This is a genomic window from Dankookia sp. GCM10030260 (assembly GCF_042666655.1).
Lineage (GTDB): Bacteria > Pseudomonadota > Alphaproteobacteria > Acetobacterales > Acetobacteraceae > Paracraurococcus.
In genome coordinates this window covers 694,754-709,267 of the sequence record NZ_JBHTDE010000003.1, presented here as the reverse complement: position 1 = coordinate 709,267, position 14,514 = coordinate 694,754, and the positions used below count along the sequence as shown (strand labels likewise).

Sequence of the window (14,514 nt, the reverse complement as noted above, 5' to 3'; positions counted from 1 at the left end):
CAAGGTCGGGGAGGGAATACTCCTCCCTTCCCGACCTTGCCTTCAAGCCGCCAGGCTCGTCTTCGCCGGCACCACGCCGAAGGCGCCCAGCAAACTCTCCCGCAAAGCCTCGCGCGAGAACATCGACTCCGCGTAGGCCGACTGCGCCGCCGACTGCGCCATCCAGGCGGCGTCGTCCCGCAGCAGGCGGACCGCCGCCGCGGCGAAGGCCGCCGCGTCCCCGGTCACCGGCAGGATCTGCGCCAGGTCGGGCAGGCCCTGGGCACCGACCGGCGTCGTCACCAGCGGCAGGCCCTGCTGCAGCGCCTCCACCACCTTCAGCTTCACCCCGGCGCCGAAGCGCAGCGGCACCACCGCCAGCCGCGCCGCGGCATAGCGGGCGGCGAGGTCCTCGGCGCTGATCGCCCCGGTCACCTCGATCCCGGCGCCGCGCAGCGCCAGCACCTCCGAGGTCGGGTGCGATCCCGCCAGGGTCAGCCGCGCCTGCGGCAGTTCGGCGCGGACCAGCGGCAGGATCTCCCGCACCAGCCAGGCCGCAGCATCGACGTTGGGCGGATGCGCGAAGCCGGCGACGAAGAGGATGCCACCCGTCGCTGCCGGCACCGCCGCCGGACGCGGGAAGGCATCGAAGCAATAGGGCGTCACGGCACGCACGTTCGCCCGCGGCGACAGGCGCCGCACCTCCGCCGCCTCCTCCTCGGACGGATAGAGCACGGTGTCGCAACTGCGCCAGAGATGCGTCTCGACCTGCAGCATGCTCTCGGCGCTGGCGGCCGAGAGCGCCGAGCCGGTCACCGCGGCCTCCCGCCGCAGCCGGGCGAAATGCAGGTCGTGGCCGTAGAACACCACCCGCGCCCGGCAGGCCGCACGGATCAGCGGCAGGTAGGTGGCACCGAGGTGCGGGCGGTTCAGCAGGACATGGTCGATCATCCCGCCATGCACGCCGATCCAGTCGGCGAAGCGGCCGCTCCAGGGGCCGTGCAGCACCTCGACCCCCATCTGCTGCAACGCCGCGGTGTAGCCGGAAGGGGCAGCGCCATTGTCGGGCCAGAATTTCACCACCCAGCCTTCCCGCAGCAGGGCGCGGACATGCTCGAAGGTGCTGCGCGACCCGGCATCGCGGTCGGGCTCCAGCACCTTGTCGTCGATGACCAGCACGACCGGGCGGCCATGCGCCCGGTCGCGCGCCCGCATCACCTGCTCGCCGTTCGGGTAGTGGCCGGCCTGCAGCACGCCGCGCCAGCGGTCCGCCATCACCGCCGCATTGGCGACCTGGTGCGCCTTGATGCCGCTTTCCGTGTCGGTGCCGTGCGAGACGCCCTCATGGTGCACCACCACGGCCGCCGGTTGGTAGAGCGTCCGCAGGCCGACCGCGCGGATGCGGAAGGCCAGGTCGGTGTCCTCGTAATAGGCCGGGACGAAGGCCTCGTCGAAGCCGCCCAATTGTTCGAAGACGTCGCGGCGGACCAGGATGGCCGCGCCGGAACAGTAGTCCACCTCCCGCACGTAGTTGAATTCGGGACGGCGCGGATCCTGGAAGCGGCCGTAATTCCAGGCCGAGGCATCCTGCCAGACGATGCCCCCGGCCTCCTGCAGCCGGCCGTCGGGATAGACCAGCCGGGCCCCGACCAGCCCGGCGTCCGGCCGCGCCAGGGCGAGGTCGGCCAGCGCGTCGATCGCCCCCGGCAGCACCTCGGTGTCGTTGTTCAGGAACAGCAGGAAGCGCCCGCGCGCGGCTTCGGCGGCGGCGTTGCAGGACCGCAGGAAGCCGAGGTTCTCCGGATTCTCCCGCAGCACGATGCCCGGCACCTCGCGCAGCCGGGCAAGGCCCGGGTCGCCGGAGGCATCCTCGGCGACGATCACCTCGATGCCGGCGCGCGGCGGCGCCGCGGCGATCGAGGCCAGGCAGCGCAGGGTGTAGTCCACTTGGCCGTAGGTCGGGATCAGGATGGAGACGAGCGGCGCCTCGCCGGCGGCGGGCAGGCGGATGGCACCGGGCGCCGGCAGCGGCCGCCGCGCCGCCGGGTCCGGCAGGTTGAGTTCGTCGCGGATGACCGCCTGGAAGGCGCCGCCCGCCACGTCCTGCCGCAGCCGCCGGGCGCGCCGCCAGGCGGCGAGGCGCATCGGCAACTGCCCGCGCAGCGCCCACCATGCCAGCATCACGCCACGACGGAGCAGGCGGGCGGTCCGCGGCCAGCGATCCACGACGATGCGCAGGCGCCGCAAGGCACGGCCGACCTCGCTCGATTCGAAGGCGATGAGCCGCAGTTCGGACTGCGCGGCGCGCGCTTCCGCCTCGGCGAGGCTTGCATCCGACGCGGCCGCCCGGCGTTCCGCCTCGGCAAGGCGCCTGTCCAGCCCGGCCGCCCGCGCCTCCGCCTCCCGCCGCGCCGCCGGGTCGGTGTCGAGGTCGTCGCGCAGCACCAGCAGGCTGGCGGCCGGCGGCGGCAATGCGGCGTCGGAGGCGAAGGCGATCAGGTAGGGCGCGTCGGGCAGCACGTCGGCGGCGGCGAAGCGGTCGCCCGGCAGGGTGTCGAAGACCCGCGGTGCCAGTCTGCCCTCGCCGACGATGGCCGAGCCGATCATCGGGCGCTGCGCCGCCACCGCGATGTTGGCGAAACGGGCGCGCAGCATGGCCTCGAATTCCGGCCGGTCCAGTTCGCGCACGTGGAAGGGGTTGGGCGGCGTGCCGGGGCGCGAATAGACGTCGCGGTCCGGCGTGCTGATGATCAGCAGGCCGCCCGGCCGCAGCACCCGCCGGCATTCGTCGAGAAAGCGGTCCTGGCCGTCGAAATGCTCCAGCGTCTCGAAGGAGACGACGACGTCGACCGTGGCGTCCGCCAGCGGGATGGCCCGCGCATCGCCGACGAGGTAGCGCAGCCCGGGCCGGTCGAATTCGCGCGCCGCGGCGGCGACGGCGGCGGGGTCGATCTCGACGCCGATGGCGGAGCGGGCGACCTGGGACAGCAGCGCCGTGCCGTAGCCCTCACCCGCCGCGACGTCGAGCACGTCGCGGCCGCGGCAATGCTCCCGGGCCAGGAGGTAGCGATGATGATGCTCGACCGCCACCTGGCCGGCGATCGCCGAGGTCATCCTCTCGCCGGTGAAGGGCAGGGCCGACCGGGCTGCTTCGTGGACCAGGATTTCGCGACCAGGACGGGAGGACAAGGGATCGGTACTCCGGATTCGGGTGCGGGTCTCGCCTGGAGGCCCGGAAAGCCTGCCTGGGGCCGACGGCACCGGGCCCGGCCGGCGGTCATGGACCGGCCGTGCGACGCCGGCGGCATGCCCGGACGCAAAGCGGAATAATACCTCCGCCCCGCCCGGCATAGTCCTGATCGCCGAAGGATTCCCACCGCTGGTAGGATGCCGGGCTGCGGTCTATAGGCGGGCCGATGCTGGACGAGACCCTGCCCCGCCCTGCCACGCCGCTGTACGTCAGCGACGCGGCGCAGCCGCGCCGCCGCGCCGCGGCGCTGGAGGACCTGGCGACCGGGCTGCGCCGCTGGCGGCTGCCCGCCGCCCTGGCCCGGCTCGACATCCGCAACCGCTACCGCGGCTCCGTCCTCGGCCCCTTCTGGCTCACCCTGTCGACCGCCGTCATGGTGGTCGGCCTCGGCCTGCTCTACTCCTCGCTCTTCAAGATGGAACTGGCCGGCTACCTGCCCTTCATCGCGGTCAGCCTGATCGTCTGGAACATGATCTCGCAGACCGTCACCGACGCCTGCATCAGCCTGACCAGCGCCGAGGGCATCATCCGCCAGGTGCCGCTGCCGTTCTCCGTCCATGTCCTGCGCTGCGTCTTCCGCAACGCGCTGATCACCGCGCACAGCCTGCCGCTGGTCTTCCTGGTCTTCGCCGCCTGCGGCACCCTGCCGGGCCTCGAGGTCCTGCTCGTTCTCCCCGGCCTGGCGCTGGTCGCGGTGAACGCCTTCTTCATCGCGCTCTTCCTCGGCATGCTCTGTGCCCGGTTCCGCGACATCGGGCCGATCGTCGCCAGCCTGATGCAGCTCGCCTTCTTCATGTCGCCGGTGCTGTGGAAGCCCGAACTGCTGGGCGACAAGGCGGTCTGGCTGCCGCTGAACCCCTTCTACGTGCTGATGGAGACGGTGCGCGGCCCGCTGGTCGAGGGCGGCGTGCCGGCCCTGGTCTGGCTCTCCGCCAGCCTCTACACGCTGCTGGTGGCAGGGGTGGCGCTGGCCTTCTTCATCCGCTTCCGCGGCCGCATCGCCTTCTGGGTCTAGCGCCATGCCCCACATCCTGGCCCAGGGCCTGACCATCGAGTTCCCGCTCTATCACATGGGCGCGAGATCGCTGAAGAAGCGTATCCTCGCCAAGTCGCCGCTGCGCATGCGGGAAGACGCCTCGCACCGCGTCGTCGTCGCGGCGCTGCGCGACCTGTCCTTCCGGATCGGCCGCGGCGAGCGCGTGGCGCTGGTCGGCAGCAACGGCGCCGGCAAGACCACGCTGCTGCGGACGCTGGCCGGGGTCTACGAGCCGGTCGGCGGACGGCTCGAGGTCGCCGGCCTCGTGGGGTCGCTGATCGATCCTGCGGCAGGCATGGACCCTTCCTCCACCGGGCGGGAGAACATCGTCCTGCGCGGCCTGTTTCGCGGCATGTCGCAGGCCGACAGCGAACAGGTGGCCGACGCGGTCGGCGCCTTCTCCGGCCTCAATGAATTCCTCGACGCGCCGGTGCGGACCTACTCGGCCGGGATGCAGGTGCGGCTGTCCTTCGCCATGGCGACGGCGATGGAGCCGGAGATCCTGCTGATGGACGAGTGGTTCCTGGCCGGCGACGCCGCCTTCATGGCCAAGGCGCGGGAACGCCTGGCCCGCCTGGTCGGCGAGGCCGACATCCTGGTGCTGGCGACGCACGACATGGCCATCGTGCGCGAGTGGTGCACAAGGGCGATCCGCCTGGAAGCCGGGCGGATCGTCGCCGACGGGCCGGTGGCCGAGGTGCTGGCGGGGTTCTGAGGCGCGGGCAGCAAGCAAGGCTGGGGAGGAAGTATCCCCCCCATGCCCTCCTCTATCTCTCGGAGTCGGCACCCGCCGCGCGGCGGGTGCCAAGCCCACAAGAAGGAAGGGGGGGGTTTGGGGGGAGTACTTTTCCCTCCCCGACCTTCCTTGCCTTGCGCCACGCACAAGGCTGCGCCCGCCGCCCAAGAATGGTAATCCCCAACCGGATGGGGAAACGCCAATGCGCCTGACGCTGTGCAACGAGGTCCTGCGCGGGATGCTGTTCTCGCAGCAATGCGCGCTGGCCGCCGGGCTCGGCTATGCCGGGCTGGAAGTGGCCCCCTTCACCCTGGACGCCGAGGCGCCGCACCTGCTGGGCACGACCTGGCGGCAGCGGCTGCGCGCCGCCGCGGCCGAGGAGGGCATCGCCATCACCGGCCTGCACTGGCTGCTGGTGGCGCCCCGCGGCCTGTCCATCACCAGCGCCGACCCGGCGGTGCGGGCACGGACGCTGGACGTGATGCAGCGGCTGGTCGGGCTCTGCGCCGATCTCGGCGGGACCTACCTGGTGCATGGCTCGCCGCAGCAGCGCCAGGTGGCGGGGCCGGACGACGCCCGCCGGGCCGAGGAAGCGCTGGCCCGGGCCGGCGACTGGGCCGCCGCCGCCGGGGTCACGTACTGCCTGGAGCCGCTCTCCCCGCGCGAGACCAACTGGGCGACGACGGTGGCGGAGGCGGTGGCGATCGTCGACCGCATCGGCAACCCAGGCCTGCGCACCATGCTGGACACCTGCGCCGCGGGCCAGGGCGAGGCCGCGCCGGTGGACGCGGTGCTGGACCGCTTCCTGCCCGGCGGCGCGCTGCACCACATCCACCTGAACGACCGCAACCGCCGTGCCCCCGGCCAGGGCGAGGACCGCTTCGCGCCCATTCTCGCCGCGCTGGCGCGGCACGGCTACGCCGGCTGGTGCGGCGTCGAGCCGTTCGAGTATGTCCCCGACGGGCCGGGCAGCGCCGCCTTCGCCGCCGGCTACCTGCGCGGCGTCATGGAGCACGCGGCATGACCGCGCCGCGCTTCGCCGTCACCGCCATCGAGCGGCGCGAATGGCCCTTCGCGCTGCGCCTGCCCTTCCGCTTCGGCGTCATCACCGTCACGCAGGGGCGGCAGGCGGTGCTGCGCCTCCGGATCCGCGACGAGCGCGGGCGGGAAGGCTGGGGCGTCGCCGCGGAAAGCCTGGCCGCCAAGTGGTTCGACAAGGACCCGGCCCTGTCCGACGCCGACAACGAGCACCAATTGCGCCGCTCCCTGGAACTGGCGGGTGACGCTGCCCTGGCCGCCGGCATGAACACCGGCTTCGGCCATTTCGCCGACGGCTATGCCGACCACGTCGCCGCCTGCGGGCGGGAGGCGCTGAACCCGCTGGTGGCGAGCTACGGCCGCGCCCTGGTCGACCGCGCCGCGCTGGACGCGCTGCTGAAGCTGCACGGCGTGTCCTTCCTCGCCGGGATGCGGGCGAATATCGGCGGCATGGCGCCACATGCGGTGGTGCCCGACCTGCCCGGCTTCGATTTCGCCGGCATGCTGGCGGCGCAGGTCCCGGCCCGGCGCATCCATGCGCGGCACACCGTCGGCCTGGTCGACCCCATCACCGCCGCCGACCAGGCGGTGCGGGTCGGGGACGGCCTGCCGGAGACGCTGGAGGAGGTCGCGACCACCTACGGCCATCGCTACTGGAAGCTGAAGGTCGCCGGCGACGTGCCGGCCGACATCGAGCGGCTCTGCCGCATCGCCGCGGTGCTCGACCGGCAGCACGGCTACCACGCCTCGCTCGACGGCAACGAACAGTATGCCGATGCGGAAGGCGCCGCGGCGCTCTGGGCGGCGATGCAGGCGGAGCCGCGCCTCGCCCAACTCTGCGCCTCGATCCTCTACATCGAGCAGCCGGTGAAGCGGGCCCGCGCGCTCGAGACCGGCATGGCCGCGCTGGCCGCTTCGCGGCCGGTCATCATCGACGAGAGCGACGGCGCGCTCGACGCCTTCGTGCAGGCGAAGGCGCTGGGCTATGCCGGCGTGTCGAGCAAATCCTGCAAGGGCGTCTGGCGCAGCCTGATCAACATGGCGCGCTGCCGCGCCTGGAATGCGGCGGGCGGCCAGTATTTCCTCTCGGGCGAGGACCTGACCACGCTGGCCGGGGTCTGCGTGCAGCAGGACCTGGCGCTGGTCGCGCTGCTCGGCCTCGGCCATGTCGAGCGCAACGGCCACCACTTCATCGACGGCTTCGCGGGCCGCCCGAAGGCCGAGGCGGTGCGCTTCCTTGAGGCGCATCCGGACCTCTATGCCGACACGCCGCGCGGGCCGCGGCTGCGGATCCTGCACGGCGTGCTGGAACTCGGCTCGCTCGCGGTGCCGGGGCTCGGCGCGGCGGAGGAGCCCGATCATGCCGCGATGGAGCCGATGCCGCGCGCGGCCTGGCCGGCTACAGCAGGTCGATGATCAGCCGGGAGGTCTGCTCGCGGATGCGCTGGCCGAGCCCACGCCGCTCCCATGCCTCCAGCGTCACCGGCTTCGCCCGCTCCCAGTCGCGCGCCAGCAGCGCCTCCAGCCGCGCGGCGGTGTCGGCGCCGAGCACGATCGCATCCACCTCGTTGTTCCAGGCGACGCTGCGGCGGTCGAAATTGGACGACCCGACCGCCGACCAGACGCCGTCCACCACCACCAGCTTGGCGTGCAGCACGGCGCCCTGCACCTCGCGGATCTCGATCCCGGCTTCCAGCATGTCGTCGTAGGCGGCGCGCTGCGCCGCCAGCGCATCCCCGGAATCGCTGATGCTCGGCAGCAGCAGCCGCACCTGCACGCCGCGCCGCGCCGCCTGCCGCAGCGCGTGGCGCTGCTGCCAAGTCGGCACGAAATAGCCGGTCGTGAGCCAGAGCCGCTGCCGCGCCGCGGCGATCGCGGTCAGCAGCGTGACGTAGAAGCGCGGCCGCTTCTCCCCCGGCACGCTGCCGAGGATGCGGACCCGCGCCGGGCCGCGCGGTTCAAGCTTGGGAAACCAGTCTCGCGTCGGCAGCGGCGGGCCGCGCTGCTTCTCCCAGGTCTCAAGGAAGAGCTTCTGCAGCCCGGCCACCGCCGGACCCTCGATCCGCAGCGCGGCGTCGCGCCAGCAGGCCTCCGCCGGGCCCTGCTCCGCCGCCGCGGCGACCTCGCAGGAATTCTCGTAGACGCGGTCGAGGTTGACGCCGCCGGTCATGCCGATGCGGCCATCGACCACCATGATCTTGCGGTGGTCGCGGTCGTTCGGCGCCCAGCCGGCCTTCGCTGAGATCGGGTCGAGCGGGTTGAAGGCCAGGGTCCGGGCACCGGCCGCCCGCAGCCGTTCGAAGGCGGCGGCCGGGGTGCCGGCGGACCCGAAGGCATCGTGGATCAGCGTGACGGCGACGCCCTCCCGCAGCTTCGCCTCCAGCAGGTCGAACAGGCTCTGGCCCGCGGTACCGGGCACGCTGACATCCTGCAGGATGAAGTATTCCAGGTGGATGTGGTCGCGCGCCGCACGCAGGTCGCGGAACAGCGCAGCAAAGGCGGCGCCACCGCCATCCAGCACATCCACCTTGTTGCCGGGGTAGAGCGGCGCGCCGTCCAGCGCCTCGGTCAGCAGGGCGAGGCGCTCCATCGGGTCCGCCGGCCCGTCCGGCAGCACGGGGATGTTGGCGCAGGCGGCCAGGGCCGGCAGGCCCGCCGCCATGGCCAGGACGTTACGCCGCGTCGTTCCGGTATGATCCATGGCGGCGGCAACGCCGGTGCCGGGCGACCGGCGGCGGCCGTTTCGGGTCAGGAGCGCGCGAGCAGGGAGAGGCATGGCGATCCGGCAGGCTCGCCCCGGCCCTCGCCCAGCCCTCCGCGGTGCGCGCTAGGCACGGGCCGCGGCCGGCGCCAATTCCTCCGGCGTCGCCGCCAGGCGGCGGTCGCGCAGCACGGCCGAGACCGCCGGAGCGGAGGTCAGCACGCAGAAGGGGATCGCCAGCAGCAGCCCGCCCGCCCAGGGCAGCGCCCAGGCGGCCGCACCCGCCGCCGCCAGCAGCCCGAACACCGCCAGCCCGAACAGCGTATGCGGCCAGAGCAGCCGCGCCGCATCGCCCCAGCCGACGCCGCGGTCCGCCCGGTTCTGCGGCGCCCAGCCCGAACGCCGTCCGCCGAAGGGCAGCGCCAGCAGGAAGAGCGCCTTGTTGACGGTGCTGATGGGGTCGAGCAGCGTGGTGAAGCCCAGCTCCGCCGCGGCACCACGCAGGAAGGCGCGGCGCCCGCCATAGCGCGCGGCGAGCCGGGGCTGCAGCAGCACCTCGGCATAGCCCACGAGCTTCGGCGCATGCAGCATCGCCCAGGTCGCCAGCATCCAGGCCAGCAGCCAGCCGTCCGGCGTCGCGCCGCCGCCCCCGGTCGCCGCGTTCAGCGCGGCGAAGGCCAGCACGCCGCACCACAGCGGCGCGCCGAGGAAGAGCAGGATCGCCTGCACCAGCTGCCAGCGGCCCATCCAGGTCTGCCCCGGCAGCCAGAGCAGGTCCCAGTACTGCATGTTGCCCGCCGCCCAGCGCAGGTCGCGCGCCATGAATTCCGGCAAGGCGGGCGGGTTGCCCTCCATGCTGCCTTCCTCGACCGGCAGGCAGCAGACCTTCCAGCCGGCGGCATGCAGCCGCACGGCCTCCACCTGGTCGTGGCTCAGGATCGGGCTGCCGTCGGGCAGCGGCTCCAGCCGGCAGTGGCGGCGGAAGGGCTCGATGCGGATGACGGCGTTGTGCCCCCAGTATGGGCCTTCCGGGCCCTGCCACCAGGCCTGCCCGGTGGCCCAGGCGCGCATCCCGGCCCGCATGCCGAACTGGAACAGCCGCGGGAAGGCGGCCGTCGCCGGGCGGCCGACGATCAGCTGCTGCAGGATCGCCAGCTGCGGGTCGGCCTCCATGCAGGCGATCAGGCGCAGCACCGCCGGCGCCGTCATCTCGCTGTCGGCGTCGAGGCAGAGCATGAGTTCGGCATCGCCGGCGTGGCGGTCGAGGAAGTCCATGACGTTGCCGGCCTTGAAGCCGATATTCTCGACCCGCCGGCGGTAGCGCACCGCGATGCCGCCGCGCCGGAACGCGGCGATCGCCCCTTCCTCGGCCGCCGCGGCGGCGGGGTCGGCGGTGTCGGACAGGAACCAGAGGATGAAGCGGTCGGTGGCCCCCGCCGCCTCCAGCCCGTCCAGCAGCCGGGCCAGCGGCGGCAGCACCGTGCCCATCTCCTCGGCGCGGATGCAGACGGCGATGGCGGTGCGCAGCGCCGGCGCGCCCGGGCGGGCCCGCCGCAGGGCCGGCAGCACGGCCGCCGGCGGGCTTGGCGCGCGCAGCAGGATGACGCCGCCGACCAGCGCATTGGCGGCACACAGCGCGGTCCAGGGCGCGGTGCCGGCGAAGCAGGCCAGGGTCAGCATCTCCCACGGGGTCCAACCGCCCGGTGCCAGCACCCGCACCGCCAGCCAGAGCAGCAGGGCGGTGAGCGAAAGGACGAGCAGGGCGAAGGTCAGGCGGCGCAGCGCGAGGGGAAGGTCGGTCACCCCGCCAGTCTCCAGGCCCAGCATGGCGGAATTGCGCAGCGCCTTGCCCCCGGCCGCCCCGGCATGGCCTGATGCCGAAAACCAGGGAGGACCGAATGATCCAGCGCCGCCTGCTGCTGGCCGCAGCACTTGCCACGCCGGCCGTCGCCCCGTCGCGCCCGCGGGCGCAACCGGCCCCGCAGGCCGCCTGGCCGAACGACAAGCCGGTCGAGATCATCGTCCCCTACCCGCCCGGCGGCGGCGTCGACATCCTCGCCCGGCTGGTCATGCCGGCGGTGGCCGAGCGCATCCCCGGCATGCGCACCGTGGTCACCAACCGCCCCGGCGCCGCCGGGCAGATCGGGCTGGAGGCGGTCTTCAACGCCGCGGCGGATGGCTACACGCTGGGCGCCACCACCATGCCGGCGCATAGTGGCATCCCGCTGGAGCGGCCGACGCGCTATCGGCCGCTGGAATTCAGCTTCCTCGCCAATATCGTCGAGGACCCGAACTGCATCTATGTGCGGACGGAAAGCCCGATCCGCTCGCTGGCCGACCTGGTGGCGCAGGCGAAGGCGAAACCCGGCAGCATCGACTACGGCACCACCGGCATCGGCAGCGACGACCATATCCTGATGCTGGAATTCGAGGCCGCGGCGAAACTGCCGCCACTGACCCACGTGCCCTTCGCCGGTTCCGCGCCGCTGATCCCGCAACTGCTCGGCGGGCATATCGCCGCCGGCGTCGGCAACACGACGGAGCTGGTCACCCTGTCGCGCGAGGGCAAGCTGCGCGGCCTGGCGATCGCCGCGGCCAGGCGGGCGGCCGACCTGCCCGACCTGCCGACCTTCCGCGAGCTGGGCTACGAGGTCGTGGCCTCCGCCCAGCGCGGCATCATCGCCCCGCCAAGCCTGCCGCCGGCCATCGCCGCGCGGCTGGAGGGCGCCTTCCGCGAGGCGCTGGCCGACCCGGCCTTCAAGGCGGAGATGGCGCGGCAGTTCATGCCGATGCGGCCGCTGATCGGCGCCGCCTACAAGGCCGAGGCGGCGCGGGTGGATGCGCAGCTGCAGGAGCTGTGGAAGGTGCGGCCCTGGCGGGGGTGACGCCGACGGTCATTTTCGATGACCGTCGGCATGCCCTGCCGTGCCCTCACGCGCCGGGCGGCCGCGGCTGCGGCCTGGGCTCGCCGCGGACGCGGCGGGCTTCGCCCACCGCAGGTCACGCGATGCGGGCATCGGCATGACTACTGCGGGGTGATGCCCGCGGTCCGCACCACGCCGCGCCAGGCGGTCAGCTCCTTGTCCAGCTGCGTGGCGAAATCGGCGCGGCTGGTGGCGGCGACGGCGAAGCCGATGCGGGTCAGCCGTGCCTCCGTCTCCTTCTCGCGCAGCGCCGTGACCAAGGCGGCGTGGATGGTCTCGGCCAGTGGCTCCGGCAGGCCGCGCGGGGCGATGATGCCGTGCCAGGAGCCGCCCTCGAAGCCGGGCAGGCCGCTCTCGTCGATGGTGGGGACATCCGGCAGCATCGGGTGGCGCGTCAGGCCGCCGGTGGCGATCGCCCGCAGCGTGCCGGCCTGCACCTGCGCCGCGACGGTGGCGATATTGAGGAACGAAAGCTGGATGTTGCCCGCGACCAGGTCCTGCACCGCGGCGCCGCCGCCGGGATAGGGCACGTGGGTCAGCTCCGTGCCGGTGCGCTGGGCGAAGAGCTCGAGCCCCAGATGCTCGGTCGAGCCGATGCCGCTGCTGCCGTAGCTGGCGCGGCCGGGATTGGCCTTCAGCCAGGCGACCAATTCGGGGACCGTGCGCGGCGGGAAGGACGGGTGCGCCACCAGCACGTTCGGCGCGGTGATGGCGAGGGTGAGCAGCGAGAAGTCGCGCTGCGGGTCATAGGGCGGGTTGCGCATCATGGCCGGGTTGATGGTGAGGATCGAGCTGGCGCCGACCATCAGGGTGTGGCCGTCCGGCGCGGCGCGGGCGGCAAGGCCCGCGGCGACCGCGCCATTGGCGCCGGGGCGGTTCTCCACCACCACCGGCTGGCCGATCGCCGGCGACAGCGCCGCCCCCAGGGCGCGGGCCAGCGCATCGGATGGCCCGCCCGGCACGTAGGCCACCAGGATGGTCACCGGGCGGGTCGGCCAGGCAGGTTGCGCGAAAGCCGGGCCGGCGATGGCGAGGGAAGCGGCAAGCAGCAGCAGCGAGCGGCGCATGGGCGGGAGTCCCGGCAGGGTTCGCCCTGGCCTCGCAAGCCGCGTGCCGCCTTGCCCCGCCTGCCGGCGCATGGCCTGATGCCCGCAACACGAAGGGGGAAACACGGCCATGCCGGAAGCGGACTATGTCATCATCGGCGGCGGCTCGGCCGGCTGCGTGCTGGCCGCGCGGCTGTCGGAGGATGCCAGCGTCAACGTCGCCGTGCTGGAAGCCGGGCCCTGGGACACCAACCCCTGGATCCATATCCCGATGGGCTTCGCGCGGCTGTATGTAACGCGCAAATTCGACTGGAACTACCAGACCGAGGCCGAGCCGGAACTGCATGGCCGCAGCGTCTACTGGCCGCGCGGCCGGGTGGTCGGCGGCTCGGGCAGCGTCAACGGGCTGGTCTTCCTGCGGGGATCGCCGCGCGACTACGACCGCTGGGCGCAGTCGGGCGCACGCGGCTGGGCCTATGACGATTGCCTGCCGGCCTTCCGCAAGCTGGAAACCTTCCACGGCGAGGGGAGCGAGTACCGCGGCAAGGACGGGCCGATGCAGATCGCGGAAGTCCCGGCGCCCACCATCGGCTGCCAGGCCTTCGTCGCGGCCTGCGAGAGCCTCGGCTTCGCCCGCAACCGCGACAACAACGGCGAGTGGTTCGAGGGCGTCGCGCCCAACCAGCTCAACGTCCACAAGGGCCGCCGCTGGAGCCCGGCGGTGGGCTACCTGCGGCCGGCGATGAAGCGGCCGAACCTGCGGGTCGAGACCGAGCGGCTCGCCCTGCGGCTGACCTTCGCGGGGACGCGCTGCACCGGCGTGGTGGTGCGGAAGGCCGACGGGACGGAGGAGACCTGGACCGCGCGGCGCGAGGTGTTGCTTTCCGCGGGTGCGATCGAGAGCCCGAAGCTGCTGATGCTGTCGGGCATCGGCGACGGCTCGGCCTTGCAGTCCATGGGCATCGAGAGCCGGGTGCATGCGCCGGAGGTGGGGAAGAACCTGCAGGACCACTTCATGGTCCGCTTCGCCTTCCGCACCAAGCCGGCCGACACCTTGAACGAGAGCATGGCGAACCCGCTGAAGACCGCGAGGATGGGGCTCGACTGGGCGCTGCGGCGGCGCGGGCACATGACGATCGGCGCGTCGGAGGCCAGCCTCTTCGCCCGCGTGCTGCCGGGGTCCGAGGAGGCCGAGGTGCAGTACCAGTTCGTCAATTTCAGCCTGGACACGCAGAACCAGGGGATCTCGGCCAGCCGGCTGGCGAAGCACCCAGGCTTCACCTTCAATTTCTGCCAGTGCCGGCCGGACAGCCGCGGCGAGCTGTCGCTGCGCAGCCCGCGGGTCGAGGACAAGCCGCGCATCCAGGCCAACTACATCACCGCGCCGACCGACGTGCGGGTGATGCTGGAAGCGGCCAAGCTGGCGCGGCGGATCGCCACGACGCGGCCCTTCAGCGACCTGGTGGTGGAGGAACTCTCGCCCGGGCCGGCGACGCAGACGGATGACGACTTCCTCGAATACCTGCGGACCTCGGGCACCACGGTCTACCACCCCTGCGGGACCAATCGCATGGGCGCCGACGACCGCGCGGTGGTGGATACGGAGCTGCGGGTGCGCGGGGTGGAGGGGCTGCGGGTGGTCGATGCCTCGGTGTTTCCGCTGGTGCCGTCGTCGAACATCCATCCGGCGGTGCTGATGACGGCGGAGCGGGCGGCGGAGATGGTGAAGGCGAGTGGTCGGGCGGGGGCGGCCGTGGCGGCGTAGCGAAGGCTGGGGAGGGACTGTCTTTTCCTCCCCAGTTTT

The 14,514-nt window shown here is 72.9% G+C and carries 10 protein-coding genes; 6 read left to right on the top strand and 4 right to left on the bottom strand.

Translation table 11 applies throughout. The features are described 5' to 3' along the window. Positions 1 to 42 precede the first annotated feature (42 nt). A complete protein-coding gene (locus ACFQS7_RS14855) occupies positions 43 to 3,093 on the bottom strand; it encodes a methyltransferase domain-containing protein (RefSeq protein WP_380067866.1) in 3,051 nt (1,016 codons plus the stop codon). A gap of 302 nt (positions 3,094 to 3,395) precedes the next feature. Here ACFQS7_RS14855 and ACFQS7_RS14850 point away from each other — a divergent pair, with 302 nt between their 5' ends. From ACFQS7_RS14850 to ACFQS7_RS14835, 4 genes are all read left to right on the top strand, one after another. Then, on the top strand, positions 3,396 to 4,244 hold the full coding sequence (locus ACFQS7_RS14850) for an ABC transporter permease (RefSeq protein ID WP_380067865.1): 849 nt from the start codon (positions 3,396 to 3,398) through the stop codon (positions 4,242 to 4,244). 4 nt (positions 4,245 to 4,248) lie between these two features. Next, positions 4,249 to 4,980, top strand: a complete 732-nt coding sequence (locus tag ACFQS7_RS14845; RefSeq protein WP_380067864.1) for an ABC transporter ATP-binding protein — start codon at positions 4,249 to 4,251, stop codon at positions 4,978 to 4,980. 223 nt (positions 4,981 to 5,203) lie between these two features. Next, entirely contained in the window at positions 5,204 to 6,025 is an 822-nt protein-coding gene (locus tag ACFQS7_RS14840) for a sugar phosphate isomerase/epimerase family protein (protein ID WP_380067863.1), read from the top strand. After that, complete coding sequence (locus ACFQS7_RS14835) at positions 6,022 to 7,455, top strand: mandelate racemase (RefSeq protein ID WP_380067862.1); 1,434 nt, start codon at positions 6,022 to 6,024, stop codon at positions 7,453 to 7,455. Before ACFQS7_RS14840 ends, ACFQS7_RS14835 begins: the two co-directional genes overlap by 4 nt. On the opposite strand, the gene ACFQS7_RS14830 is transcribed toward ACFQS7_RS14835, so the two are convergent. Further along, positions 7,439 to 8,740: a phosphatidylserine/phosphatidylglycerophosphate/cardiolipin synthase family protein gene (locus ACFQS7_RS14830; RefSeq protein WP_380067861.1), complete on the bottom strand. Its 1,302-nt coding sequence runs from the start codon at positions 8,738 to 8,740 to the stop codon at positions 7,439 to 7,441. The genes ACFQS7_RS14835 and ACFQS7_RS14830 overlap by 17 nt on opposite strands. A gap of 126 nt (positions 8,741 to 8,866) precedes the next feature. After that, positions 8,867 to 10,543, bottom strand: coding sequence for a glucans biosynthesis glucosyltransferase MdoH (gene mdoH / locus ACFQS7_RS14825; protein WP_380067860.1), 1,677 nt, complete (start codon positions 10,541 to 10,543; stop codon positions 8,867 to 8,869). A 95-nt stretch (positions 10,544 to 10,638) separates the two neighbouring features. On the opposite strand from mdoH, the gene ACFQS7_RS14820 reads away from it, so the two are divergent. Continuing rightward, positions 10,639 to 11,625, top strand: coding sequence for a tripartite tricarboxylate transporter substrate binding protein (locus ACFQS7_RS14820; protein ID WP_380067859.1), 987 nt, complete (start codon positions 10,639 to 10,641; stop codon positions 11,623 to 11,625). Between the two features lie 140 nt (positions 11,626 to 11,765). Here ACFQS7_RS14820 and ACFQS7_RS14815 read toward each other — a convergent pair whose 3' ends face one another. Then, entirely contained in the window at positions 11,766 to 12,731 is a 966-nt protein-coding gene (locus ACFQS7_RS14815) for a Bug family tripartite tricarboxylate transporter substrate binding protein (protein ID WP_380067858.1), read from the bottom strand. A gap of 109 nt (positions 12,732 to 12,840) precedes the next feature. Between ACFQS7_RS14815 and ACFQS7_RS14810 the strand changes: the two genes are divergently transcribed. After that, the gene (locus ACFQS7_RS14810) at positions 12,841 to 14,475 is read left to right on the top strand and encodes a GMC family oxidoreductase (protein ID WP_380067857.1); all 1,635 of its coding nucleotides are present in this window, start codon (positions 12,841 to 12,843) and stop codon (positions 14,473 to 14,475) included. Positions 14,476 to 14,514 lie beyond the last annotated feature (39 nt).

Excerpts from the sequence above, each read along its gene's own strand:
- ACFQS7_RS14850 (WP_380067865.1), top strand. The coding sequence starts at position 3,396 with ATGCTGGACGAGACCCTGCCCCGCCCTGCCACGCCGCTGTACGTCAGC.
- ACFQS7_RS14820 (WP_380067859.1), top strand. The coding sequence starts at position 10,639 with ATGATCCAGCGCCGCCTGCTGCTGGCCGCAGCACTTGCCACGCCGGCC.
- ACFQS7_RS14835 (WP_380067862.1), top strand. The coding sequence starts at position 6,022 with ATGACCGCGCCGCGCTTCGCCGTCACCGCCATCGAGCGGCGCGAATGG.
- ACFQS7_RS14840 (WP_380067863.1), top strand. The coding sequence starts at position 5,204 with ATGCGCCTGACGCTGTGCAACGAGGTCCTGCGCGGGATGCTGTTCTCG.
- ACFQS7_RS14855 (WP_380067866.1), bottom strand. The coding sequence starts at position 3,093 with ATGACCTCGGCGATCGCCGGCCAGGTGGCGGTCGAGCATCATCATCGC.
- ACFQS7_RS14810 (WP_380067857.1), top strand. The coding sequence starts at position 12,841 with ATGCCGGAAGCGGACTATGTCATCATCGGCGGCGGCTCGGCCGGCTGC.
- ACFQS7_RS14845 (WP_380067864.1), top strand. The coding sequence starts at position 4,249 with ATGCCCCACATCCTGGCCCAGGGCCTGACCATCGAGTTCCCGCTCTAT.
- ACFQS7_RS14830 (WP_380067861.1), bottom strand. The coding sequence starts at position 8,740 with ATGGATCATACCGGAACGACGCGGCGTAACGTCCTGGCCATGGCGGCG.
- ACFQS7_RS14815 (WP_380067858.1), bottom strand. The coding sequence starts at position 12,731 with ATGCGCCGCTCGCTGCTGCTGCTTGCCGCTTCCCTCGCCATCGCCGGC.